The organism is Paenibacillus sp. ov031 (assembly GCF_900143165.1).
In the GTDB taxonomy this organism is placed as follows: Bacteria; Bacillota; Bacilli; order Paenibacillales; family Paenibacillaceae; genus Paenibacillus; species Paenibacillus marchantiae.
This window is the reverse complement of record NZ_FRDO01000001.1, coordinates 312,287-336,897: the sequence shown is the minus strand read 5'-3', so window position 1 is coordinate 336,897 and position 24,611 is coordinate 312,287. Positions and strand designations below refer to the sequence as shown.

At 45.0% G+C, this 24,611-nt stretch carries 22 protein-coding genes; 1 reads left to right on the top strand and 21 read right to left on the bottom strand.

All coding sequences use genetic code 11. The features are described 5' to 3' along the window. Window positions 1-10: 10 nt before the first annotated feature. The 12 genes from fliF to BUA17_RS01390 all read right to left on the bottom strand — a co-directional run bounded on the left by fliF (window position 11) and on the right by BUA17_RS01390 (window position 13,903). A complete protein-coding gene (fliF, locus tag BUA17_RS01445) occupies window positions 11-1,594 on the bottom strand; it encodes a flagellar basal-body MS-ring/collar protein FliF (protein ID WP_064639070.1) in 1,584 nt (527 codons plus the stop codon). A 137-nt stretch (window positions 1,595-1,731) separates the two neighbouring features. Further along, window positions 1,732-2,043, bottom strand: a complete 312-nt coding sequence (fliE, locus tag BUA17_RS01440) for a flagellar hook-basal body complex protein FliE (RefSeq protein ID WP_024630209.1) — start codon at window positions 2,041-2,043, stop codon at window positions 1,732-1,734. Between the two features lie 64 nt (window positions 2,044-2,107). Further along, window positions 2,108-2,560 carry a flagellar basal body rod protein FlgC gene (gene flgC / locus BUA17_RS01435; protein WP_072732395.1) on the bottom strand — a complete coding sequence of 151 codons (453 nt, stop codon included), beginning with the start codon at window positions 2,558-2,560 and terminating at the stop codon, window positions 2,108-2,110. 5 nt (window positions 2,561-2,565) lie between these two features. Then, a complete protein-coding gene (gene flgB, locus BUA17_RS01430) occupies window positions 2,566-2,973 on the bottom strand; it encodes a flagellar basal body rod protein FlgB (protein WP_053783790.1) in 408 nt (135 codons plus the stop codon). Between the two features lie 989 nt (window positions 2,974-3,962). Continuing rightward, window positions 3,963-5,363: an ATP-dependent protease ATPase subunit HslU gene (gene hslU / locus BUA17_RS01425; protein WP_063566415.1), complete on the bottom strand. Its 1,401-nt coding sequence runs from the start codon at window positions 5,361-5,363 to the stop codon at window positions 3,963-3,965. A gap of 138 nt (window positions 5,364-5,501) precedes the next feature. Then, window positions 5,502-6,044 carry an ATP-dependent protease subunit HslV gene (gene hslV / locus BUA17_RS01420; protein ID WP_024630205.1) on the bottom strand — a complete coding sequence of 181 codons (543 nt, stop codon included), beginning with the start codon at window positions 6,042-6,044 and terminating at the stop codon, window positions 5,502-5,504. 26 nt (window positions 6,045-6,070) lie between these two features. After that, complete coding sequence (gene trmFO / locus BUA17_RS01415) at window positions 6,071-7,408, bottom strand: FADH(2)-oxidizing methylenetetrahydrofolate--tRNA-(uracil(54)-C(5))-methyltransferase TrmFO (RefSeq protein WP_072732394.1); 1,338 nt, start codon at window positions 7,406-7,408, stop codon at window positions 6,071-6,073. A gap of 29 nt (window positions 7,409-7,437) precedes the next feature. Then, on the bottom strand, window positions 7,438-9,528 hold the full coding sequence (gene topA, locus BUA17_RS01410; RefSeq protein ID WP_064639074.1) for a type I DNA topoisomerase: 2,091 nt from the start codon (window positions 9,526-9,528) through the stop codon (window positions 7,438-7,440). A 120-nt stretch (window positions 9,529-9,648) separates the two neighbouring features. Further along, on the bottom strand, window positions 9,649-10,779 hold the full coding sequence (gene dprA, locus BUA17_RS01405) for a DNA-processing protein DprA (protein ID WP_063566418.1): 1,131 nt from the start codon (window positions 10,777-10,779) through the stop codon (window positions 9,649-9,651). Between the two features lie 247 nt (window positions 10,780-11,026). Continuing rightward, window positions 11,027-11,956: a succinate--CoA ligase subunit alpha gene (gene sucD, locus BUA17_RS01400; protein WP_063566419.1), complete on the bottom strand. Its 930-nt coding sequence runs from the start codon at window positions 11,954-11,956 to the stop codon at window positions 11,027-11,029. A 79-nt stretch (window positions 11,957-12,035) separates the two neighbouring features. Beyond that, window positions 12,036-13,196 (bottom strand): ADP-forming succinate--CoA ligase subunit beta, encoded by a 1,161-nt coding sequence (gene sucC / locus BUA17_RS01395; RefSeq protein WP_072732393.1) that lies wholly within the window; start codon window positions 13,194-13,196, stop codon window positions 12,036-12,038. Window positions 13,197-13,447: 251 nt separating this feature from the next. After that, window positions 13,448-13,903: a MarR family winged helix-turn-helix transcriptional regulator gene (locus tag BUA17_RS01390; protein WP_063566420.1), complete on the bottom strand. Its 456-nt coding sequence runs from the start codon at window positions 13,901-13,903 to the stop codon at window positions 13,448-13,450. Between the two features lie 527 nt (window positions 13,904-14,430). Here BUA17_RS01390 and BUA17_RS01385 point away from each other — a divergent pair. Further along, window positions 14,431-16,035 carry a YifB family Mg chelatase-like AAA ATPase gene (locus BUA17_RS01385; RefSeq protein ID WP_072732392.1) on the top strand — a complete coding sequence of 535 codons (1,605 nt, stop codon included), beginning with the start codon at window positions 14,431-14,433 and terminating at the stop codon, window positions 16,033-16,035. Between the two features lie 225 nt (window positions 16,036-16,260). On the opposite strand, the gene BUA17_RS01380 is transcribed toward BUA17_RS01385, so the two are convergent. From BUA17_RS01380 to lepB, 9 genes are all read right to left on the bottom strand, one after another. After that, entirely contained in the window at window positions 16,261-16,812 is a 552-nt protein-coding gene (locus tag BUA17_RS01380; RefSeq protein ID WP_063566422.1) for a nitroreductase family protein, read from the bottom strand. Between the two features lie 291 nt (window positions 16,813-17,103). Continuing rightward, window positions 17,104-18,315 carry a carboxypeptidase-like regulatory domain-containing protein gene (locus BUA17_RS01375; RefSeq protein WP_072732391.1) on the bottom strand — a complete coding sequence of 404 codons (1,212 nt, stop codon included), beginning with the start codon at window positions 18,313-18,315 and terminating at the stop codon, window positions 17,104-17,106. Window positions 18,316-18,382: 67 nt separating this feature from the next. Further along, a complete protein-coding gene (locus BUA17_RS30735; protein ID WP_139295598.1) occupies window positions 18,383-18,544 on the bottom strand; it encodes a paeninodin family lasso peptide in 162 nt (53 codons plus the stop codon). Window positions 18,545-18,982: 438 nt separating this feature from the next. After that, window positions 18,983-19,381 (bottom strand): YraN family protein, encoded by a 399-nt coding sequence (locus BUA17_RS01370; protein WP_063566424.1) that lies wholly within the window; start codon window positions 19,379-19,381, stop codon window positions 18,983-18,985. Then, window positions 19,375-19,683 carry an EscU/YscU/HrcU family type III secretion system export apparatus switch protein gene (locus BUA17_RS01365; RefSeq protein ID WP_063566425.1) on the bottom strand — a complete coding sequence of 103 codons (309 nt, stop codon included), beginning with the start codon at window positions 19,681-19,683 and terminating at the stop codon, window positions 19,375-19,377. Before BUA17_RS01365 ends, BUA17_RS01370 begins: the two co-directional genes overlap by 7 nt. After that, window positions 19,680-21,725, bottom strand: a complete 2,046-nt coding sequence (locus tag BUA17_RS01360) for a TrbL/VirB6 family protein (RefSeq protein ID WP_072732390.1) — start codon at window positions 21,723-21,725, stop codon at window positions 19,680-19,682. Before BUA17_RS01360 ends, BUA17_RS01365 begins: the two co-directional genes overlap by 4 nt. Before the next feature lie 31 nt (window positions 21,726-21,756). After that, window positions 21,757-22,452, bottom strand: a complete 696-nt coding sequence (locus BUA17_RS01355; RefSeq protein WP_072733442.1) for a ribonuclease HII — start codon at window positions 22,450-22,452, stop codon at window positions 21,757-21,759. Between the two features lie 409 nt (window positions 22,453-22,861). After that, a complete protein-coding gene (gene ylqF / locus BUA17_RS01350) occupies window positions 22,862-23,725 on the bottom strand; it encodes a ribosome biogenesis GTPase YlqF (RefSeq protein WP_063564655.1) in 864 nt (287 codons plus the stop codon). A gap of 166 nt (window positions 23,726-23,891) precedes the next feature. Then, window positions 23,892-24,512, bottom strand: coding sequence for a signal peptidase I (gene lepB, locus BUA17_RS01345; protein WP_063564656.1), 621 nt, complete (start codon window positions 24,510-24,512; stop codon window positions 23,892-23,894). Between the last annotated feature and the right edge of the window lie 99 nt (window positions 24,513-24,611).

Genomic DNA, 24,611 nt, shown 5'->3' with positions numbered 1-24,611 from the left:
GCGTTCACCTCTATTCGTCAGCCAGCCACGTACGCAGCAGATTGACGAATTCGTCTGGCTTTTTCTTGGCCAAACTCTCCAATTGTTTGCGCACTTGACTTTCGTTCGTTACACTGTCCAACGTAATGGACGGAAACTCTGTTGCTACTGGAAGAGGAATGTCCTCTTCTTCTATTTCGTTTTGTTTGCGACGACGGCGCACTAACAAAATAACAACCGTTGCAATCAATGCTGCCACCAGTGCTCCTATGCCCCACATCATTCCGGTGGAAAGCTTGAAGCCTGTATTTGTTGCCGCAGCAGTCTGGAAACCTTGAGACATTACCGAAACTTTTTTGGCCAAGTCTGCGTCACTTATTACAGTGCCTGAGTCCGCCAATGATGCACGAACAATGTTAACCAAAATATTTTCAATTGCATCCTGAACCGGAGCTTGTAATTCTGTTTGTCCTGCCGGTGGTTCAACCGCAACGTTAATGGTTAAATCTTTTACAGTGTATGGACTAGAAACGATATCTTTAACAATTCGGTTGACATCGTAGTTTTTGGTGCTGGATGTTTCCTCCGAGGTTGAGTTGCCTGATGCATCCGATGATGGATAACCCGGAACTTCCTCTTGACCTGTGCCAGCAACACCGCCTGTCGGATTGCTTGCCCCAGTGTAACTCTTTTGAATCTCTTGCACACTAATCTCGATGCCTTTCATATTATCTACATCGACCGGTGTGACCAGGTTTTCTTTCCGCGTTTCCTTGTCAAAATTAAGCTTGGAAGCAACCAGAACATTGACGTTCTCGTCACCCACAATCTGCGAAAGAAATTGTTTCACATTATTGCGAACATCATTTTCGAATTTCTTCTGTAACGCCATGTTTTCTTGGACTTCAGAAGATAATCCCCCGCTACCACCTCGGGCCGTAGGAATCAGTTCCGCTTCATCCGTGTTCGTAATCGTTATGTTTTCAATAGGTAGATTGGGAATGGCTGTTTTGACCAAATTAAAATATCCATCTACCGCAGCCTGATTGGGGTGATAACCCGGTTTAAACTGCAGGGCCACTGATGCTGATGCTTTATCCTGCTCTTCTAGGCCAGCAAAGATATTATCTTTTGGCATATTGACCAGTACTTTAGCATCCTGTATGCCTTGCATCCGTTGAAGCAACTGCTCCACTTCTCCGTTCAATGCGTTGTTATACTTCACATCGAACTCTTTATCCGTCATCCCAATTGGAGATGATGACTCCTCAAAAGACTTATATCCTAATGAACCATTCTGAATAATTCCTTGTGATCCGATATTTACTTTTGCAATAGCAACATCCGTGCTCGGTACAGATATGGTCTTACCGTCTGCACTTAATTTGTATGGAATACTGGAGGAATCAAGATAACTAATGACGCCTGCAGAGTCACTTGCATTCAAATCCGTGAAAGCAACTTCATATTCCGTCTTTGACAATTGCATGGTTAGTACAACTGCAGCCAAAATTAAAAACAGGAATGTGGAAATAAATAATACTTTTTGCTTTTTGCTAAAACTATTCCAATACTGGGATGCCTTATCCCTGTATTGGGCAATTCTCTCATTCACTCTGTCACCCCATCCGAAACTTTGCTTGGTCTGTCCCTCCGCAATCTCTATAGGTTCTAAAGTTTAACGGTCAGGAGCAGCATCGCAGCTGCTTGTTGTAGTAATCAGCGCTGTTGTCGAAGCGCATTTAAGTCAATTTACAATTGCGTACGCATAATCTCCTGATATGCTTCGACTACTTTGTTTCGGACTTGAGTCGTAAGTTGAAGACTCAACAGGGCCTGTTCAGAAGCGATCATCACCTGATCAACGTTCACTTTTCCAACCAGGAATTGGTTTGACATTTCATGTGCTTGGGTCTCCTGTGCAGCTACAGACCCTAGCGCATCCTGTAGGTATGTACCGAAGCTCTGAATGGTTTCGGCTGGTGTAGATGGTTTACTTTGTGCCGTACTTTGCATCTGAAGCGGTTGAATCCCCTGTGTGCTAAACATGTTGTTCTGAATCATTAATGTCCCTCCCTTTCATTTCTGTTCTTTGGTTTTATGGATATTTCCACCTTTAAGCCGTTAACTAGGCTCTTCCAATCTCCAATGCTTTGGATATCATTGCTTTGGTTGAGTTCAAAGCTGTGACGTTTGCTTCATATGAGCGTGAAGCCGAAATCATGTCCACCATTTCTTTCGCGATATCCACATTAGGCATATACACATACCCCTCAGCGTTGGCATCCGGATGTGTAGGGTCGTAGACCGGTTTCAGAGGGGACTGATCTTCACGAATCTCCGACACTCTAACTCCCTCTCCAGACCCACCGCTTTTCATCTGATTTTGAAGCAAGCTGTTGAAAGAAGTTTTGTTAGGTTCAAGCACAACCATCTTGCGCTTGTAAGGAACTGCCTCGCCGTTGGTTACACTCGCGCGCGTCGTCTCCGCGTTGGCAATGTTGGAAGATATAACGTCCATCCGCAAACGCTGAGCCGTTAGAGCCGATGCACTAATACTGAAACTGTTACTGATGTTCACCTAAGTTATCTCCCTTCGACTCCAACACGCATCATTTTGATCTGTTCATTCACTTGCTGAATATAAGCGTTGTAACGCAGCTGGTTCTCCGCCAGAAGACTCATTTCTTTGTCTACATCGACGTTGTTCTGGTTGTTATTCATGGATGTTGACTGGTCCATATTAACTACTGGTGTAGGTATGGAAGAGGAAGGACCTATGACAAAATGCCTTGAATCCGTTACTTTTCCTTTAAGAACAGGCATGTCTCCATTCATTTGTTCCTGCAGCATTTCTTCAAAAGCAACGTCCGAACGCTTGAAATACGGGGTGTCCGCATTCGCAATATTGTCAGCAATTGTTCGTTGTCTAATGTTGGAGGCATCGAGTGCACCTTGTAACCTTTGAAAACTAATATCATTCAAAAGATTCATAATCGCCCTCCTCTCTTTAGAAATTATGGAAATAGATTCAATCTTTTTCCGTCAGGATGCTTATGTTTTTTCGACAAAAAACATTCGCTTTTACACGGTTTTCTAGGACTTAAGTAGAATTAACTCTGATGTTGTCGTATAACATAAGTTTCTTCGAGATTGGGATATATTACAATAAGAAAAAAGCCCTATCTTTTCTGAAAGACAGAGCTTTTTGTGTATTTTCTGCAAATTATGAATTTTTTCGTAAATGTTGGGGCCCAAAACAAAAATAAGCTTAAGTGCTCGATATGAGCTCTTAAACATTCTTAAAATTTATACTATGCTTCTATACGATTCAGTACATCATAATAATACAAACAAGGAATCCATCGTAAAGCTTCAAACGATTTCCTATTAGAAAAATTTACCGATATAATAAGCTTTTTTATAATTTCCCTTAGAAACTTTTCTATTCTATGAAATTGCTAATTGACAAAATATCCGTTTCGAATTATTTGTTTCAGCTTAATATCTAAAACACTTTTTTAACATTTAAACAGAGCAAGCTTATTTAAATTTCACAAGAATATTTTGTCACATCCGCAATACCATCTCATTCACTTTTTGCGCATTTATGCAAATATTTCTCAAGCTTCTGATTAAACCGATAACCAGACTTGGAAAAACAAAATCCTTTTATTGGAATTTATAGAATTATCAAATATGTGTTGTAAGCACGTCTTTAGGGTTTAATTACATTATCTCTGCGGCACAAGTCCTAGATTATCTTTCATCTTATACAACTCCATCTTTTTTATCGGTTGCGATACGGCATTATATTAGGATAAAACAAAAATAAACGGCATACATCTGGATCGAATAAAGTCTTCTACAGTCAGAACCAGGACCAAATATCCTATTTCCGTGTAGTTGTTTGATCTTTATTCATCCATTGTATACCGTCATCCAACCTACAATCACACCATGAACAGAGCTCTACACCTGTGTTACAAGATATATTGACTTAAATCACGATCAAGTGCAATGTCATTCAATTTCTCACGTACATATTCCGGAGTGATTACCATACGCTCCAGCGTAAGTTCTGGCGCTTCAAAAGACAGATCCTCAAGAAGTTTCTCCAGAATAGTATGCAAACGCCGTGCACCGATATTTTCCGTATTCTGATTCACGTTCTCAGCCAGCTTGGCAATCTCACGAATGGCATCATCCGAGAATTCAATCTCAATATTCTCTGTACGCAGCAAATCCACATACTGCTTGGTTAACGCATTTTTAGGTTCCGTAAGGATTGATACAAATTCATCAAGCGTCAGGCTGTTCAGTTCTACACGGATAGGGAAACGCCCCTGGAGCTCTGGAATGAGATCCGAGGGTTTGGCTACGTGAAATGCACCGGCTGCCATAAACAGGATGTAATCCGTTTTGACAGGGCCATACTTCGTCATTACCGTAGATCCTTCCACGATTGGCAGAATGTCACGCTGTACACCTTCACGGGATACATCGGGACCGCTACCGCGCCCTTGACTGGCCACTTTATCAATTTCGTCAATGAATATGATACCTGTCTGTTCCGCCCGGCGGATGGACTCCTGAGTAACATCATCCATATCAATCAACTTGCCCGCTTCTTCCTGAATCAATACTTTGCGAGCTTCCTTAATCGCCAGTTTACGTTTTTTGGTACGACGTGGCAATAAACTACCAAACATCTCCTGCATGTTCATCCCCATCTGATCATTTCCTTGACCAGCGAACATGTCCATCATGTTTGGCGTGGTATCTTCCACATCAATCTCGATAACGTCATCTTCCAGCTTGCCAGATAACAAATCAAATTTGATTTTACGTCGCCGTTCAGCTACTCCCGTATCCGGTTCCTGCTCATCGGTTTCTGGCGTGTTGTTGCCATTATTCCCAAAAATCATTTCGAACGGATTCCGCTGATTTTTGGATTTGGATTGTGAAGGGGCCAAAATATGTACGATCCGCTCATTGGCAGCCTCTTCCGCTTTGTCCTTGACCTTTTCTGTACGTTCCAGCTTGACCATCCGCAGCGATGTTTCAATTAAATCACGAATCATAGATTCCACATCACGGCCAACATAGCCCACTTCCGTGAACTTCGTAGCTTCCACTTTTACGAATGGAGCTCCTACCAACTTAGCCAGTCGGCGTGCAATCTCAGTTTTACCAACACCAGTAGGTCCAATCATCAGAATATTTTTAGGTACAATATCATCTTGGGTATTTTCGGGCAAAAGGCTACGGCGATAACGATTGCGAAGGGCGACCGCTACCGATTTTTTAGCCTGTTTTTGACCTACAATGTACTTATCAAGCTCTGCAACGATTTGTCTTGGCGTTAACGCTTGAGTATCCATATAGCTTCCCTCCTACCAGTATGTGAACCTTGTTTATGAGATAGAACGTTATAAATTTTACCTACAAGGACAAAGAATCTCCACGAAGTAACTGGAGCCGATTTAATCATCATGCCCCATCACGGGAGATTGCTTTTCTTACAACTCTTCAACAATTATATTATTGTTGGTATATACGCATAACTCTGAAGCAATCTGGAGTGATTCACGAGCAATGTCTTTTGCTTCCAAATCCACTGCATGACGTTTTAACGCACGTGCAGCAGATAACGCGAAGTTTCCTCCCGAGCCAATAGCGATAACATCATCATCCGGCTCGATTATTTCGCCACCACCAGAAATCAGCAGCATACCTGTCTTATCCATAACAATAAGGAGTGCTTCCAGTTTGCGCAAAATCCGATCCTGGCGCCAATCCTTGGCAAGTTCTACCGCTGCACGCTGCAGATTACCATGATGTTCCTCCAGCTTGCCTTCGAATTTCTCAAACAAGGTAATGGCATCCGCCACGGAACCGGCAAAACCGGCGACAACCTGTCCACGATACAAACGTCTAACCTTTTTGGCTGTATTTTTCATCACAACACTTTGCCCCATGGTCACCTGACCATCACCGGCAATGGCTGCTTTGCCATTATGACGAACTGCACAGATCGTTGTAGCATGAAATGACATATCCATGATATCAGCCTCCTCCCACGATTAATTTACACGCGTTCCGGAACGGTTAGACCTTCTGCTGCTGCAAAACGGGCAATGCCGTCCAGTGCACGCTGCGCAAGTGCTTCATTTTTTTCCTTTTTGTTGCGTATTTTAGTTTCCAGCTTCGGCAGCAATCCGAAGTTTGCGTTCATTGGCTGGAAGTGTTTGAAATCAGCTGTTGTAATATATTGTGCCATACTGCCCAGCGTGGTCTCCACCGGCAATACCACCAGTTCCTGTCCAAGCGCTGCTTTGGCTGCATTCATACCCGCGATCAAACCGGATGCCGCAGATTCTACATAACCTTCTACTCCCGTCATTTGACCTGCAAAGAACAGGTTCGGACGCTCTTTGAACTGATACGTTGGACGAAGCAGTTTGGGAGAATTGATAAATGTATTACGATGCATAACGCCATAACGGACGAATTCCGCATTTTCAAGTCCAGGGATCAAAGAAAAGACACGCTTTTGTTCTCCCCACTTCAGATGCGTCTGGAATCCGACCAGATTGTACAGCGTTCCTGCTGCATTGTCCTGTCTAAGCTGAACAACAGCATGAGGCAGTTCTCCAGTATGCGGATTGACGAGTCCTACAGGTTTCATCGGACCAAACAAAGCCGTTTGTTTACCACGTTTCATCATGACTTCAATTGGCATACAGCCTTCGAAGTAAATTTCTTTCTCAAACTCTTTCAGTTGAGCAACTTCCGCTGTGATTAACGCTTCATAGAATACATCGAATTCCTCTTCTGTCATCGGACAGTTCAAGTACGCTGCTTCGCCTTTGTCATAACGTGAAGCCAGATAAACTTTATTCATATCAATGGAATCTTTTTCGATAATTGGCGCAGCCGCATCATAGAAGTAGAAGTATTCTCCACCCATAAGAGCCTTGATTTGCTCTGACAATGCTGGTGAAGTCAAAGGCCCCGTTGCAACAACAACGATTCCGTCTTCCGGCAAAGAAGTCAGCTCTTCATTAACTACTTCGATGAGTGGATGCTGATGAAGTGTAGATGTGATCTCGCCTGAGAATCCGTCCCGGTCCACAGCAAGTGCTCCACCTGCTGGAACAGCATGACGGTCTGCTGCACCCAATACCAGAGAATTAAGCATTCTCATTTCTTCCTTCAATACACCAACTGCGTTAGTCAACCCATTCGCACGAAGCGAGTTGCTGCATACCAGTTCTGCAAATTTATCTGTATGGTGAGCCGGTGTTTTCACAACCGGTCTCATCTCGTATAGTTTTACGCGCACACCGCGACTTGCGATCTGCCAAGCTGCTTCTGTTCCTGCCAACCCGGCACCGATAACGGTTACTTGTTGTTCATTCGTCAAAATCATTTACCCCCATTATGCTAATCCGCTCAATCTTCTTCCGGTTCCTCTACCGGCTCTTGATGATCACATGAAGTACACTGTAATCGTGTTCCCTGTTTGTTCCGTTTCTCAATCATTAGTGATCCACAACTTGGACATGGTTTCGCTGACGGTCTATCCCATGATACAAAATCACATTCAGGATACTTGTCGCAACCATAGAAAATCCGTCCCTTTTTACTGCGGCGCTCAACAACATGCCCTTCCTTACACTTCGGACAAGTCACACCTATATCCTTGATGATCGGTTTGGTATTCCGGCAATCCGGAAACCCGGAACATGCGAGAAACTTGCCGAAACGACCCAGCTTATAAACGAGCGGTTTGCCGCACTTCTCACATATTTCATCCGATACTTCATCTTCAATCTCGATTTCTTTCATTTCTTCTTCTGCAAACTCAAGCCGTTTCTCAAAAGATTCGTAGAATTCTGCGAGTACTTTGACCCAATCCTCCGACCCTTCTTCCACATGGTCAAGATCACCTTCCATGTTGGCGGTAAACTCCACATTCAGGATCTCCGGGAAGAACTCCTCCATCTGTTCGATGACCAGTTCGCCCAGTTCCGTTGGCATGAATTTCTTCTCTTCAATAGCAACATATCCGCGCTTCTGAATGGTCTCCAGCGTTGGCGCATATGTACTCGGACGCCCTATGCCCAGCTCCTCAAGTGTTTTAACCAACCTTGCTTCCGTATAACGTGGTGGCGGCTGTGTAAAGTGCTGTTTCGGCTCGATCTCCCGATTCTCCAGCACATCTCCATTTTTCAGCGGAGGCAGCAGACGATCTTCTTCCGTTGTACCGTCATCGTTACCTTCTACATACACCTTCATGAATCCCTGGAAACGAACCTTCGAACCCGCTGCCCGGAAAATCGTATCTCCTGCAGCAATGTCCACGGAGAGTGTATCCAGAACGGCAGATGACATCTGGCTCGCTATAAAACGTTCCCAAACCAGTTTGTACAACCGGAATTGATCACGACTCATAAACGATTTAATGGAATCCGGATCACGCAAAATCGACGTTGGACGAATCGCTTCATGCGCGTCTTGAGCATTGGCTGCTTTTTTGGAATAGTTTCTAGGCGTCTCTGGTGCAAATGGCTCACCATACTTGCCAATAATGTATTCCTTGGCTTCTTCCTGAGCCGATGCTGCAATTCGGGTAGAGTCCGTACGCATATACGTAATGAGACCGACTGTGCCTTCTTTTCCGAGGTCTACGCCTTCATACAGCTGTTGGGCGACAGACATCGTTTTGGAAGCTCTGAAATTCAATTTACGTGCGGCTTCCTGCTGCAAGGAACTCGTTGTAAACGGAGCAGAAGGGTTACGGCTGCGTTCCTTCTCTTTAACTTCTTTGACTGTAAAAGAAGCGCCCTCGATCTGTTTTAAAATGGCCTGTACTTCTGCCTCACTGCCAAGTTCGGTTTTGGTACCGTTCAACTGATGGAACTTGGCTTCAAACGGATTTCCGTCCGCAGTCAGTTTGGCAGTAATGCTCCAGTACTCTTCCGGTTCAAAATCATTGATTTCATTTTCACGATCCAAAATGATTTTGACGGCCACGGACTGAACGCGACCAGCGGACAATCCTTTTTTGACTTTCTTCCATAATAACGGACTAATTTTATATCCTACAAGCCGATCCAGAATACGTCTGGCCTGCTGCGCGTTAACCAGATCCATATTGATCTTACGCGGCGTTTTGAACGCATCTTTGACAGCCTGTTTCGTAATTTCATTAAATACTACTCGGCAATCCGCAGTTTCATCCAGTTCAAGTGCATGGGCCAAATGCCAAGCAATAGCCTCACCTTCGCGATCCGGGTCAGCTGCGAGATACACTTTTTTCACTTTCTTTCGTGCATCCTTCAGTTCTTTCAAAATTGAACCTTTACCGCGGATCGTAATATATTTCGGATTAAAATCATTCTCTACCTCAACGCCGATCTGACTCTTTGGCAAATCGCGTACATGCCCCATCGAAGCTTTTACGATGAACTTGCTGCCTAAATATTTGCCGATCGTCTTCGCCTTTGAGGGCGACTCCACGATTACGAGTGCATCCGCCATAGGTTCATCCTCCTCTCAGTCATGAAACTGCTGCTTGTTTTTATGATTCATACTTCATTAGCAGCAGGACTAACTTCCGCTAATAATCTATTTTCACATGCTGCCTTGATCGCAGCATCGTCATACCCTCGCGTATTTGGTTCCAGGTAATTGGCTAATCTGCTTTTTTATGATTAAAGATAACAGAACTGAATGCAAATGTCCAAAATCCCAGTTGAGCTGTTCCACAAGTTGATCCAGTGATTGCTCTTCCTGCTCTAGCAGATAAATAACACGTTGTTCATCTGAAGATAGTTTTACGACAGGGAATATTCCTTGATTGGAAGTTTCACTGCTTTCCGCCGAACGTCCTCTATTGTAAGGAAGTTGCTCCGCTTTTGGCAAGTCCAATCGAAACTCTTCCAATAAATCTGTGGCACAGGTCACCAATTTTGCCCCCTGACGAATCAGATTGTGCGAGCCTCGGCTTTTGGGAGATGTAATGGGACCTGGGACTGCAAACACGTCTCTTCCCGCTTCGAGTGCAGCATCAGCTGTAATGAGTGATCCACTTCGGATATCAGCCTCAACGACTAGCGTACCGAGAGTTAACCCTGCAATGATCCGATTACGTTCCGGGAATAATCCCTGACGCGCACGTGTACCCGGAGGATATTCTGATAAAAGCAGCCCTGTTTCGGCAATTCGTTCGGCAAGACTTGTATTTTCCGGTGGATAGATGTTATCAATGCCTGTCCCAAATACCGCAATGGTTTTGCCGTTTGCACGAAGAGTTGCATCGTGGCACACACTATCTATTCCTCTGGCAAGCCCGCTTACAATGGTCAGCCCTGCCTTGCATAGTTGCTCTGCCAGTTTTTCACCAATTTTACGTCCGTATACTGTAGGCATACGTGTTCCTACCATTGCAATGGATTGAGCGTGCAACAGATTCATATCTCCTCGACCGTACATTACCCAGGGTGGCTGAACGGTTTCCTTCATTAATATGGGGTAGTCTTGATCCAGATAGGTAACGATCTCAATTCCCTGTTTATAAACACCCTCTTGTCTCTGCTCAATCCAGTCGATATTGAATTGCTTGGTTAGACGCACAGCCTGATCCTTGCGTAAACCCGCGGCAATCCAATCTCCTTCTTTATAATCTAGAAAATCCGTCAATTGATGTTGTCCTGATAGCAGTTTCGAGATTGTTTTCTTACCAATACCATCCGTTTCATGCAGTCCAACCAAAATCCATCTCTCTTCCATAATCAGAAACCTCCCATAGCGGGAAGAAAATCTTCCCTCATATTGTGTGTTAAGTGACAACGGATTGCAAGCGTTTACTCTTACAGGCAGACAACAGCTCCCTTTTATACCCCGTAAAAAAACGCAAAAAAGCAACCCTTCGCCCTGTTCAGGACAAAAGGTTGCTTACCTTTTCCGCATTATCAATAGTCGGCTCACCAGAAAAATAATTTCCCTGCACCGTTTCTTCTATTATAACGAAAAAGAATTAATGTGTCGTGCACAAATCCAGAATTCCGCGTTCTTCAAGTACGCTCACAAGAGTCGAGCCCATTTCAGCTGGCGTCGGAGCAACTTTGATTCCGCAAGATTCCAGTTTCGCAATTTTTTCTTTGGCTGTACCTTTACCGCCAGAGATAATAGCACCCGCATGACCCATACGTTTGCCTGGAGGCGCCGTAACACCACCGATGAAGCCGACTACCGGTTTGGTCATGTTATCGCGTACCCACTCCGCAGCATCTTCTTCAGCCGTACCACCGATTTCACCAATCATAATAACAGCACGTGTCTGCGGATCTTCATTGAACCGTTTCAGGATATCAATGAACTCGGAGCCTTTAACCGGGTCACCACCGATTCCCACAGCAGAAGATTGTCCAATTCCACGCGCAGACAATTGATGAACGGCTTCATAGGTGAGTGTTCCACTACGGGAAACCACGCCAACGTGACCAGGCATATGAATATAACCTGGCATGATGCCGATTTTGCATTCACCTGGTGTAATAACGCCCGGACAGTTTGGTCCGATCAGAACGGTATCTTTTCCTTCCATGAAACGGTCAACCTTGACCATATCAAGTACCGGGATACCTTCTGTAATACAGATCACGAGATCCAGCTCTGCGTCAACAGCTTCCATGATGGAATCCGCTGCAAATGCCGGAGGAACGTAGATGACGCTCGCTGTTGCGCCAGTAGCTTCCTTCGCTTCCTGTACTGTATTAAACACCGGCAGACTGACTACTTTGCCATCTTCCAGCGTGATATCAACATTGGTTCCGCCTTTACCCGGTGTAACGCCACCTACCATCTGGGTTCCGTAGTCCAATGCGCCCTTCGTGTGGAACATTCCCGTTGAACCCGTAATGCCTTGCGTAATGACTTTTGTATTTTTATCAATCAAAATACTCACGTTGCTTCACATCCTTACGGTTATTTTTCAAGTGCCGGACAGCTCCGGAACTAAGGCAGCAATTTGCCCAGGAATGAACTTATTTTACGAGGGCAACAATTTTCTGTGCACCATCGGCCATGGAATCAGCAGGAACGATATTCAGGCCGGATTCACCCAAAATACGTTTACCAAGCTCCACGTTAGTTCCTTCAAGACGAACAACCAGCGGTTTAGTCAGGCCAAGCTGCTTCGCGGCTTCAACAACACCATTGGCAATGACATCACAACGCATAATTCCGCCAAAAATGTTAACGAAGATACCCGCCACTTTGGCGTCAGACAAAATGATTTTGAAAGCTTCGGTCACTTTCTCTGTTGTAGCACCGCCCCCAACATCGAGGAAGTTAGCCGGGTCGCCGCCATAGTATTTGATGATATCCATCGTCGCCATCGCAAGTCCCGCACCATTGACCATACAGCCGATGTTGCCATCAAGTGCTATGTAGCTCAGGTCGTATTTGGAAGCTTCGATTTCTTTTTCGTCTTCTTCATCCAGATCACGCAATTCCAAAATGTCTTTGTGACGGAACAAGGCGTTGGAATCAAAATTCAATTTTGCATCCAGCGCGATAACGTTTCCATCTCCGGTAACAACGAGTGGATTGATCTCGGCAATGGAGCAATCTTTTTCGAAAAATGCTTTGTACAATGCAAGCATAAACTTAACCGCTTTGTTCACCAACTCATTCGGAATACGAATGCTGTACGCCAGTTTACGTGCTTGGAACACTTGCAATCCAATTGCAGGGTCAATAATTTCTTTGAAAATTTTCTCAGGTGTAGCTTCAGCTACTTCTTCGATCTCTGTACCGCCTTCTTCGGAAGCCATCATTACGACGCGGCCTGTGGCACGGTCCACAACAACACCCACATAATACTCTTTGCGGATATCGCATCCTTCTTCAATCAGAAGACGCTTCACTTCTTTACCTTCAGGTCCAGTCTGGTGTGTTACCAATACTTTTCCCAAAATTTCGGATGCGTAAGCACGAACTTCGTCGATACTTTTCGCTACTTTCACACCGCCGGCTTTCCCCCGGCCACCTGCATGAATTTGCGCTTTGACTACAGTCACTGGACTGCCCAGTGCCTCTGCGGCCGAAACCGCTTCATCGACTGTATAAGCAACCTTTCCGTTTGGAACGGTGACTCCATACTGTTTCAGTACTTCTTTTCCTTGATATTCATGGATATTCATTCTCGAATCCTCCTATCAACATGACTGCAACAAGGCGGGTTGGTAGACTAACAAAAGACAAATGTTGACTATTTTCACTTAAACCCAATTCATTGTAACATGTTTTTAAAACGCTTTCCTTAAAAAAGTAATGGTTAATAGACAGTATTTTGATATGGGTATGATCCCATATTGTGAATGCTTGGATATTAATGGAAAAAACCTTAGCTAATAAGCCAAGGTTTTTTTAATAGTATTACTAATGATGCATTTTATTTTCTGGCTACTTTGGTATTGGTCTGATGGACTTTCTCCAGAAGGCCTTTGAACTGTCCCAGTAGAGATTCAAACTCTGAACTGTTCAGACATGCATCTTCCTGAATCGCTTCAGGTATAGACAAAGCTTTATGGCGAAGTTCCCGCCCAGCGTCTGTAAGGGTAATCAATACTTTCCGTTCGTCCTGAGCTGAACGTTCACGATGAATAAGTCCTGCTGACTGCAAACGTTTCAGAAGAGGCGTCAAAGTCCCTGAATCGAGGTAAAGTGCCTCTCCGATTTCCTTAACCGTACATTCTTCACGTTCCCACAATACCATCAAGACCAAGTATTGAGAATAAGTTACACCAAGCACCTCAAGGTAGGGCTGGTACATCTTCGTAATTTCACGTGAACAAGCGTATATGGCAAAGCATAATTGGTTATCCAGCTTCAAACTTTCATTCTGCATATAACTGTCTCACCTACCTATTGTGCATTCTATATACCTTAATAATAGAGGCTTAAAACTGTTATATCCGCTATAATTCGGCGAATTATAAGGAGCCCTTCATCTATCTTATCATAAATTAGAAAAAAAACAGAATAATTGAGCACAAATGATTTTACTTTTCAATTTAATAGTGTTAAATTGAATTGTATAAAATATAATTTGGAGCATATACGATCGAAATCATATGACAACGTAACAAAAAAACTATTGATATGTTAATATAGCTCAACCAGCATCTACATCCTTTTTCACTAAAGCGCGACATTGATTCAGAACTGAACATTCTATACTTCTGCTAGAAACTTCATGCGGAAACTGTAAACAATTCAGGAGTCAGGGATAGATATACAGCAGCTATGACAATGACGGGTTGACGCCCTGATTTCTTTTATATAAAATGCTTGTTAGAAGCTGAGGAAGCACCTTAATTCGTAGACTGGCCTGTATTATGCGCGCCAAGGACGAAGTGAGGTGTTTCTTTTATTATGTACGGAAAACTGCATAGTGCCTGTTTATATGGAATTGACGGCGTTTTAATTGAAGTGGAAACAGATTTGTCGAATGGGCTACCCCAGACGTCTATTATCGGATTGCCGGATTCGGCTATTCGTGAAGCGGTTGAACGTGTTCGTGCCGCTATAAAAAACTGTGGTTACCAGTATCCGTTGCAACGGATTACGATTAATCTGGCCCCCGCTGATCTGCGCAAGGAAGGATCTTCTTTTGATCTTGCCATTGCTATTGGTTTACTTACGACAAGTGGTCAGCTAGTACTTCCTGCACAGGAACGGACATTGGTGGTGGGTGAGTTGGCATTGGACGGTTCAGTGAGATCTGTGCCTGGCATTTTGTCCATGGTAGATTTGGCAAAACGGCTAGGCTTTACCTCCGTTCTTCTGCCCGCCGATAATCTGGAAGAGGCCTCGCTAATTCGGGGTATCCAGATATATGGTATTCGTCACTTGCAAGATATCGTACCTGAACAGGAAACAAATTCAAAGAACAAGGAAGGACTGCTGCAGAATACCGGACCTGTTGTTTTAAAAGATTACGCTCATCTGTCTGCTCTGCATCCCAATGTCCGTGATATGGAGCGCCATGAGCGTCCAATGCGATCTCCATCGTTGGACGATGATTATAGTGATGTTCTGGGACAACATCACGTAAAGCGTGCACTCATGATTGCCGCCGCAGGCATGCACAATATTTTGCTCGTCGGACCACCAGGAACAGGGAAAACGATGTTAATTAAACGACTGCCTACGATTCTCCCACCATTGTCCGAAGACGAAGCGCTGGAAGTAACCAAAGTGCTAAGTGCCGCAGGCAAGCTTAAAGATACCTCGAATGGTCTCATCGCAGATAGACCCTTTCGCTCTCCACACCATACGATCTCCACTTCAGGTCTAATTGGAGGCGGCGGCATCCCCAAACCGGGTGAAGTAAGTCTTGCCCACCGGGGTATATTGTTTCTGGATGAGCTGCCTGAGTTTCAGCGGCAAGTCCTAGAAGTGTTAAGACAACCATTGGAGGATCGTAAAGTCACCATTAGTCGGGCGAGAGCCGCGTTCACATTTCCAGCACAATTTATGCTCGCCTGTTCTATGAATCCTTGTCCTTGCGGTTATCTCTCTGCCCAATCGGAGGATCAAAGATGTATATGCAGTCCTGCCCGTGTTGCCGCCTACCGTGCCAAAATCTCGGGACCACTACTAGATCGCATCGACCTTCAGGTCGAAGTTCCTCCCCCTGGGGAGTGGCGTAAGGCTGGCGCGTCTCCTTCATCTGCGGAAATGCAGGCCAAAGTCATTCATGCTCATCATATTCAGGCCGCACGATATGCGAATAGTTCTGTTCGCTGGAACAGCCAGCTATCAGGAACCCTTCTGCGTCGAACGATCCGTCTGCCTGAAGAAGCAGACCAACTGCTCCAGCAAACACTGCAAGCACTGAACCTGAGCATGCGTGCACATGATCGAATTATTAAGATGGCCCAGACGATCGCAGACTTGGACCATGAAGGCGTCATTTTGACAGCTCATGTGGCTGAGGCGATACAGTATCGTCAACTGGATTTGAATTTATTTTGAGCGAGGGTCATTCAGGTAATAAATGAAGCTTTAAGGAAAAATATATTGCCCTCATTATCTTGCATCATGATACGTTCAAGCCAGACATCTATAGATTTCAAACTTAAGGTTATATAAATTAACAAGTCAAATACCCCTGCATATATTTCCTCTGTATGAGAGGCATACGTGCAGGGGTTTTTCATAAAGCATCTTCTTTTGAATAAATAGCGAACAAGATATCAATTATTCAAATATAGTCAGCTTGTCTTTTGCTGGTGTACGTTCTTTGGCAGAAGGAATAACCTCTGGATACCCCATGTAAACCATGCCGATAATTTTTTCCCCAGCCTGAATCCCAAGTGTCTTACGGAATTTGGGTCCATAGAGGAAAGGCTTGGTTACCCAGAACGTACCAATGTCTTCACTCCATGCCGCGAGTAGGAAGTTTTGCACCAATGCACTTACTGCTGCAAAATCTTCATCCCAGATATTCTGGCGCGGATCTTCTTCCATAACGACAAGCATGACGGCAGGGACCTGCTTGATATTGGCAGAGAACTTGTTATCCTCTCCCATCTCTGCATCAATCGCTTCTGCCAGCTTATTCAGTCCATTTCCGCTAAACAATAAAAACCGCCACGGCTCACGCAATTTATGATTGGGTGCCCATACGGCTGTGTCCAACAAATCAATAATCTGCTGTGTGGGAACAGCTTCTTTTTTAAACTTTTTGACTGTACGACGATTTTGAATGGCTTCTCTTACGGCGTTACCCGTTTGGGTAGATTTACTCATGACCATGCCTCCCAGGTTATAAAAAATTATCCGTGACCGCAGTTCGAGCCTGCGATGCGAATCAACTCATTTATGAAAAATCAAACGGTGCAGCAAAACTGGATTACCCTCTTGATTATACACTGATCGGTTCATTGGATTCAAAGGAATCCGGATAACATTATTTCGTTCTGGTTATTTCGGATGCAAAAGGCGACTTCGACTCTTCCCCCGCGGAGGGATTCTTAGAGTCAACGTCGCCTTTCTTCATTATAGATAACTTTTAATCAATACGGGTATGATCCTGTTCCTTCAGAACGAGTATGATCCTGCTCCTTCAAATTTCCCATTCACAAAATCCATTTTGTTTATTTTTTCCTGGTTGCCGGCGACATCTGTACTGAAATACTCCACTGTTTTGACATCAGGAGCATAGATTTTTATTGGTCCGGTAAACGTGATCCATTCCCCACCGTTGATTCTGTACTGGGTCATTTTCAAGCCAGATCCGTCAACTTCGTCCGTTGCCTTTAACTTAAAATTAAATCCATTAATATATTGTTTTCCGTTGGATACCTCTGTTAAAGGAACTAAAGCATATTTGGTTACAGGCGGGGTTTTGTCCACATTACTCTTGAGAATAAAATCAAAAGTATTGTTAGGTCCTTTGACCAAAGTTACCCTAATCGTTTGCTTGATATAACCATCCGCCTCAACAGAGATTGTGCTTGATTCCGGACGCAGTCGATTTATGGAATACTTGCCTTGTTTGTCTGTTTTCGTCTTGAAATTATCAAGAGATACGGTTGCCCCTGCAACCGGCCTCCCCTGTTCATCTTGCACCAATCCACTAACGTCCGCCGCATCTTGCAGTACTATGTTCAATGTCATTGTACTCCCAGTACCTACAGATAAATATCTTGTGTAAAACACATAGCCTTTTGCATCAACCTGTATCGTAATTTCATTGTAGGCATAATTATCTATTCCTGAAATCGCATAGTTGCCCTCCCTGTCTGTCTTTACAGATTGGCTGACTGTTGTTGCTTTAATGACAGCACCTACAACAGGTTTTCCTGATTGATCAGTAACTTTGCCTACAATGGTGGCTGGCTCGAAGATTACTAAATTCACTACTTCTGTCCCCCCCGGATTCAAGATAATATAACTAAAATTCTTTCCTGAATCCAAGTATCCCTTGGCTAGCGCTTTAATGGAAAAATATGTGCTTTCACTTATCGCTGTTTCAAACCGAAAATCTCCCCTAGAATCGGTTTTCACTATTTGTTTTTGTGCCCCACCCGTTTCCTGCGTAATATGTACGTTCACATCTTTTACTGGAAAACCATCGTTATCAGTAATATTCCCAATAATATACGCAGTTTGAGCGGGACGATTCCCCATTTCCCTAACAGAAGCGTCTTTGGAAGCTGCATATGTCGTTTCAGAATGCAGCAGACCAAGCACCCCAGAAAATAATAAAAACACACTTAAACGAACCATCCATTTCCATTGACTACTCATGACAATCGTTCACCTCATCCAAATATAGTAGTAAATATGATTGACAATATGAAATTCTTATATCTATCTAACTGACTAGCATTTCGAGCTTCCAAAATTCTCCGCCCCATACATATTGCCAAATCCCCTCGCCACCGTTCATGGTTTCACTAATATCTAGCACTTCCATTCGTGGGGTCTCCCACACCTGTTTCTCTTTCTTTCCGGCAGCAGATTTAATTTCTTTCATAGTTCACACCTCTTTTTTATATTTTCTTTTCTCATTTTATTATAAATGATACATTTTGTATCTATTTATTTTAAGTACTCCAATCTTTTTAGTCGTTTAGCAACAACTTAGAAAACACAGCGAACCGAGTGCTTTATAACAGATAACTCAGTAGAGTAGACTGAATTAAAAATACATCGTTTGAAATCTTATTTAGCAAATTATTAAGTAGATGTAGTCCATTAACGACCGGAAATTGGAATAATAACAATGGGGATAGGTCCGATTACTTATACATTGATACGAATTGTATCAACATTGTGATATATACAGTAGTTATGTTCTTAATTTCTTTTAACCGTTTCCTGCTCAAAATAAAAACAACCCACAAGAGAATCACTTTTTCAAGTGTCTTTCTTGTGGGTTACACATCAAAATAATCGTGCATATAGCAGCAACTCAAAATGCATTAATAATATGTTCAACCGAGACGGTTTCGCCTGTTTTATCCAGTATGACAGCGATCACATCGAAACGGATTTGATGATTTGTCTCTCCCGTCATTTGCAAATATACAGATGCAGTTGCACGTACCTGCTGCATTTTACGAATATCTACGGACTCCTGGGGTGTTCCATACAGTCCAGTTCCACTTCTACTGCGGACTTCAATAAAAATAATCATTCCTTCATGAGAAGCAACGATATCAATCTCTCCGCTTCGGCAGCGCCAATTGCGCTTCAAAATGCGATAATCATGCTCACGAAGCCAGTCGCAAGCAGCTTCTTCACCCAATCGCCCTTTTTGCTGACGTGTCAGTTTTGAAGCTGGACCCTGTTCTGATCTGTGCTCTACCATGATTCCTCTTCCTCTCGTCCAGAAGCCAGACGGTCAGCACGATAAATGTAGGTCAACACTTCGGCCACCAGTTGATACAGTTCCGACGGGATCTGTTCATCCAAATCCAGTTTGGAAAGCACTTCGACAAGTGCAGCATCCTCCTGAACAGGCACACCATTTTCCTTGGCTTTATCCAGAATGGCTTCTGCCACTTTGCCACGGCCTTTGGCTACGACCACTGGTGCTTCGCTCTCACCAGGTACATATTTTAAAGCAACGGCCTTTTTGGACATCAGGTCCGGTTGCGAATCCTCTTTCATACCCGCATGTCCACCCCTTTGTATCGTTCAGGACTGTAGTCCGAGGCATTCATTTTCCGTTCGGCACCCGGTTCCTGGCCAACAGGCCAGGGTTCCGCCTTGAAAGTCAGCAACTGATAACCCAGCTTGTCCAGCGCCTTATGGATCTCATCGCGTCCACTTTCAAGGAGCGATCCCATTCCTTCGCCGTTATTAAGTACACGCAAACTGACGATATTATTAACAACATGCACATCCACCAGCGTTGGACCAAGACTTTTCATGTCTAGATCAAACCAAAGGCGGCAGTTGGATGCATCCAATTCACCGCGTTGCCCACGGCGTGATTGAATCTGAACGGAAGCCGTCTCTTCTCCGTCAGGACCGGTAATGGGGATAAACCAGTGCATCTGGGCAAAGGTAGCACTGCGATCTGTTGTTAGCAATAACTGCTGACCTGTTAGAAATTGCACAGCCTGTCCGGCGGCATCTTTGAGCGTCGCAGGTGCACCCTCGCTGCTGGCAAGCTGCAGCAGCAAGCCCTTTAGCGTGTCCGCGGTTCCCGGACTCGCCACATCCCCCACGCGCGCCTGCGCAGCCGCGCCGTGCACTGCCTGCTGCTCGTGCTCCGCACCGAGCAGCTTCAACACGCGCCCCACCCACGGGTCCCCCTCGTGGGTGACGGGCGCCGCCGCAGCTCCCGCAGGTGCTGCGGCACTACCGCCAGCCGGCAGCGCATCCGCGCCGGCTGGCAAAGGCTGCGGCACGCCTCCGGCAGCCGCAGCCGCCTGGCCGCCCTGCGATGCAGGGGCGGCCTGCGTCGCCGCACCCGGCTGTGCCGGTGCGGCTGTGGACGCGCTGCGCAGCGCGTCCAGCAGCGCCAGCAGCTTGGGCGCCAGCTGCGCTGCCGATGGAGCTGCTGGCGCCGCCTGCCCTGCTGCGGAAGCGGTATGCCCCGCAGCAGCAGGCGTTTCAGCGCGGCCGTCGGTTCGCCCGGCCGCGCCACCCTCAGGCTGGCCCGCTATCACTCGGCCAGCAGCAACCTCCACAGCCGCCCCCGTCGCGCCCGGGCGGCTCCCAGCAACGCCCGCGTCAGCTGCACGCGGGCTCTCACCAGGTATTCCAGTTCCTGCCGGAATACCTGTACCCACCATGCCAGCAGTTCCAACATGGCTGGCCCCTGCTTTAAGCCCAGCATTCTCTGCATTTCCTGCACCAGTCTGTCCATTGCCTTTAACCGCGCCACCAGCAGTATCCACAGATCCATCTGCCATTTGAGCATCACCAGCGACTGCACCAGGCACAAGTTGCGCGGACAATCCGGTTGCCCCTCCTACCTGACGGTTACTGCCTGACGCAGCTACCGTTTCTCCCGCCAGCTCTCCGTTTAACGGTACAGGCGCTCCAGCCATAATGTTATTCTTAACCGTAGCTGCCTGTTCACCAGTCGGCAGCGTTTTACCCGCGGTTTGTGTCAGCATGGACTCCAGCTGTTCAGCCAAGCCCTTCAACAACTGATGTAGTGGCGGGCCAAAAACAGCTTGATGTAGACCCTTTACCGTTTCCGCTGTAACCGGAAGACCACGCTGAAAAGCAATACCTGTTGCCTGCACCCATTCTTCAACAGGCACCTGTGCAGGTTTGGTTGTCATCATATTTTGAACCATGGCTACATTATCCTTGGTCAAAGGTAATCCGCTTCGCTGCATAGCTAACAGCAGTTCCCGATTCCCCTTGGTATCCGGCAAACCTACCTCCTGAAGCAAATTGTTCAAAGATGCCTGTGGCAGTTCTGCCAATGTACCCGTCAGCGGTTTCATTACCGTTACGCCATTTTCACCTGGAGGCTGGACCTGAAGCAGTGTTGTTTCACCTGGCCGAAGCGGAGTTTCTAATTTTGCACGCACCTGTACACCCTGAATCTGAAGAACCGCATCTGCTCCATCATCGGATACACTAACCACAGAACCCCTTACAACCTGACCTTCCTTTAACTCCAGTGGCTTGGCATTTCCCGGTTTACTATCTCCCAGCAGCCCACGAATCACGGAACTTATATTCATACCCTTACCCCTCCCTCCGTGAATGGTTTAATTAAAATAAAGTGTGCTGTTCTCCGAGCAGATTGCCGAGAAAACTGCGACGATGCATGGGTGTAGCACCACGAGCCATAATTTGTTCACGATGAAATTTCGTTGCATATCCCTTATGTATCGATAAACCATATTCCGGATATAACGTATCCCAATCCTCCTTGCAAAACCTATCCCGGGTAACCTTCGCAATAATGGATGCTGCCGCAATGGATTGACTGTTTGCATCGCCTTTTATAATGGACAACTGCGGTATATTCACATCTACCTTTTCGGCATCTACCAACAGGTAGTCAGGCACGCCCTCAAGTGCTTCTACCGCACGTTTCATGGCAAGCCTTGCAGCCTGTTTAATATTCAATTGATCAATCGTTTCCGCATCTGCATAACCGATTCCCACTGACACCGCCTTTTCCATTATAATGTCATATAATGCATCGCGCTTTTTCTCCGTTAATTTCTTGGAATCATTAACCCCTTCCAAAATCAGATCACGAGGTAAAATAACGGCTGCCGCTACTACATCTCCAAATAAACAACCGCGTCCCACTTCATCAATTCCGGCAATACGTTCAAATCCACTTTCCCAATATTCACGCTCATAGATCAGCAGATCTTTGGGCTCCACCATTTCTTTTTTATTCTTTTTCGGTTCAACCAGGGCATCCAGTTGCGTCAATTCAATTAACTCATTCATTTCATTCATTACGGTATCATCTCCTCTGCCCACTCTTGCTTCAACACATCACTTTTATATCATTTTATTATATAGACGTAGATTCCCGATTTTTGTTGTATCAGATCCTATTAAATAAGAAATAAGCTTCTGTAAAGCATATGATAATACGATGGTGAGTTATTATTTTATCGGTATCTGATGGCTTAAATTGAAGATATTCAGCATTGAGCAGGCTAAATCTTCATCCCTCATCATAGCATGTTTTAAGAGAGCCAGATATACGTTCAATACAATCCCATAAAGTGCAATTTTCTAGAATCACCTTCCAGATCAATCAAAGTTCCTTTATTTTAAATTCCAGTATGGCAAAAAGCGACCGCTCCCGGTAATCCGGTAACGGCCGCTTCTTTCGGCAGTTGTCTCTTATTTAATAAGGAGCTTCCATAGAGAAACGTCCCATTTTGCCCGCACGCAATTCACGCAGAAATGCTCGCGATGCCTTTTCCAAATCGATACGCCCACCACTTACCACACAACCACGTATACGACCAACCTGTTCCATAATCGCAACAACGCTGTCCGAATCATCCGCATCCTTGGAGAACTCCTGAAGTCCATAGCGTTCTTCAAGAGAATCCCAGTAATAACGCATTAGATAACTGATGCCAAAAAAGGCGATGTCTTCTGCATTCAGAATCTCTTCCTTAATTGCACCTGTTACTGCAAGACGATAACCCACGTTTTGATCTTCAAATTTCGGCCAAAGAATACCCGGGGTATCCAGCAGTTCCATTTCTTTACCAACTTTGATCCACTGTTGTCCCTTCGTCACACCAGGACGATCTCCCGTTGCCGCAATGTTCCGTCCAGCTAGTCGGTTAATTAGCGTGGATTTACCCACGTTTGGAATACCAACAATCAGTCCACGAACCGCTCTCGGGTTAATCCCTTTAGCTATTTGACGATCAATTTTTTCTTTAAGGAGAAGCTTCGCTTGCGTTGGGATGTCTTTCACGTTGGTACCTGTTGAAGCATCTACAGGGAAAGCAGTGATTCCCTCTTTTTTGAAATATTCAATCCATTCTTGCGTCACTTTCGCATCCGCCAAGTCGGACTTATTCAACAAAATCATCCGGGGTTTGCCCTGTAAAATCTCGTCAATCATCGGGTTGCGGCTGGAGACAGGCAGACGGGCATCCAGCAGTTCGATGACCACGTCAATCAGCTTTAACTTATCCTGAATCTGGCGTCTGGCTCGGGTCATATGACCTGGAAACCATTGAATCGTCACCTTGTCTTCACCTCATTATTTGTTGATATACAAGCTTTTTCTACGACATGCACACCGCATCATTTCGCTGGCAAAACAATCTTAGATTTCTATTATCCCCAGATTAGTTCTGCCCTCTACGTTTTGGTGTACACTTTATATTTTGCTTATATATCCTGCATTCATATTAATGGTTAATCCATTTGATATCGCCGATCGGCCAGAAAATCACATCTGCACGACCTACAATATCCGTCAGTGACACATAACCGATCATACGGCTATCTGTACTGTTCGGACGGTTGTCCCCCATTACAAAAACATGACCTTCAGGTACTTTCCCATCCGGGAATTGCTCATTAGGGAAGTCCTTCACGTTATAGGTTCCACCGTTCGCTTCAGCAGCATCAATTGCTCCCTGAATGTAAGTCTCATCGACTTTTTTACCATTGACGAGAACTGTATCGTCCTGAACCTCAACGGTATCACCAGCGACAGCAATGACACGTTTAATGAAATCACGGCCTTCGGTTGGAACGTGGAATACGATTACTTCTCCGCGCTGTGGTTCTCTGATATCATATAAAATTTCATTGACGATCACACGTTCACCTGTATGAAAATTCGGCTGCATGGAAGGCCCGTCCACAACAAACGGTTTGAACAGTAACCACCGAATCAAAATGACAAGTACTAGTGCGATCACGATGGCTTTGAGCCATTCGAAAATTTCATTTTTGGCTTTTTTGGATCGACTGCCTTTCTCTTCGGCAGTATTGCCCTGGTCCTGTTGAACTTCCTGTTCCATTAATGATCTTCCTCTCTTCACAGTACATGTTATAGCAGTTTTTACACATCATCAGTTATGTAATCTTACACGCAAGCATTACCAGTACATTTAATCCAC

Coding starts and splice junctions, on each gene's coding strand:
- dprA (WP_063566418.1), bottom strand. CDS start 10,779: ATGGAAGAGAGATGGATTTTGGTTGGACTGCATGAAACGGATGGTATT.
- BUA17_RS01385 (WP_072732392.1), top strand. CDS start 14,431: ATGTACGGAAAACTGCATAGTGCCTGTTTATATGGAATTGACGGCGTT.
- BUA17_RS01365 (WP_063566425.1), bottom strand. CDS start 19,683: ATGAAAGAGGATTCGCAACCGGACCTGATGTCCAAAAAGGCCGTTGCT.
- topA (WP_064639074.1), bottom strand. CDS start 9,528: ATGGCGGATGCACTCGTAATCGTGGAGTCGCCCTCAAAGGCGAAGACG.
- BUA17_RS01360 (WP_072732390.1), bottom strand. CDS start 21,725: ATGAATATAAGTTCCGTGATTCGTGGGCTGCTGGGAGATAGTAAACCG.
- BUA17_RS01355 (WP_072733442.1), bottom strand. CDS start 22,452: ATGAATGAGTTAATTGAATTGACGCAACTGGATGCCCTGGTTGAACCG.
- hslV (WP_024630205.1), bottom strand. CDS start 6,044: ATGGATATGTCATTTCATGCTACAACGATCTGTGCAGTTCGTCATAAT.
- BUA17_RS01390 (WP_063566420.1), bottom strand. CDS start 13,903: ATGCAGAATGAAAGTTTGAAGCTGGATAACCAATTATGCTTTGCCATA.
- BUA17_RS01380 (WP_063566422.1), bottom strand. CDS start 16,812: ATGAGTAAATCTACCCAAACGGGTAACGCCGTAAGAGAAGCCATTCAA.
- BUA17_RS01375 (WP_072732391.1), bottom strand. CDS start 18,315: ATGAGTAGTCAATGGAAATGGATGGTTCGTTTAAGTGTGTTTTTATTA.
- lepB (WP_063564656.1), bottom strand. CDS start 24,512: ATGGAACAGGAAGTTCAACAGGACCAGGGCAATACTGCCGAAGAGAAA.
- BUA17_RS30735 (WP_139295598.1), bottom strand. CDS start 18,544: ATGAAAGAAATTAAATCTGCTGCCGGAAAGAAAGAGAAACAGGTGTGG.
- sucC (WP_072732393.1), bottom strand. CDS start 13,196: ATGAATATCCATGAATATCAAGGAAAAGAAGTACTGAAACAGTATGGA.
- BUA17_RS01370 (WP_063566424.1), bottom strand. CDS start 19,381: ATGGTAGAGCACAGATCAGAACAGGGTCCAGCTTCAAAACTGACACGT.
- flgB (WP_053783790.1), bottom strand. CDS start 2,973: ATGAATCTTTTGAATGATATTAGTTTTCAAAGGTTACAAGGTGCACTC.
- hslU (WP_063566415.1), bottom strand. CDS start 5,363: ATGGATACTCAAGCGTTAACGCCAAGACAAATCGTTGCAGAGCTTGAT.
- fliE (WP_024630209.1), bottom strand. CDS start 2,043: ATGATTCAGAACAACATGTTTAGCACACAGGGGATTCAACCGCTTCAG.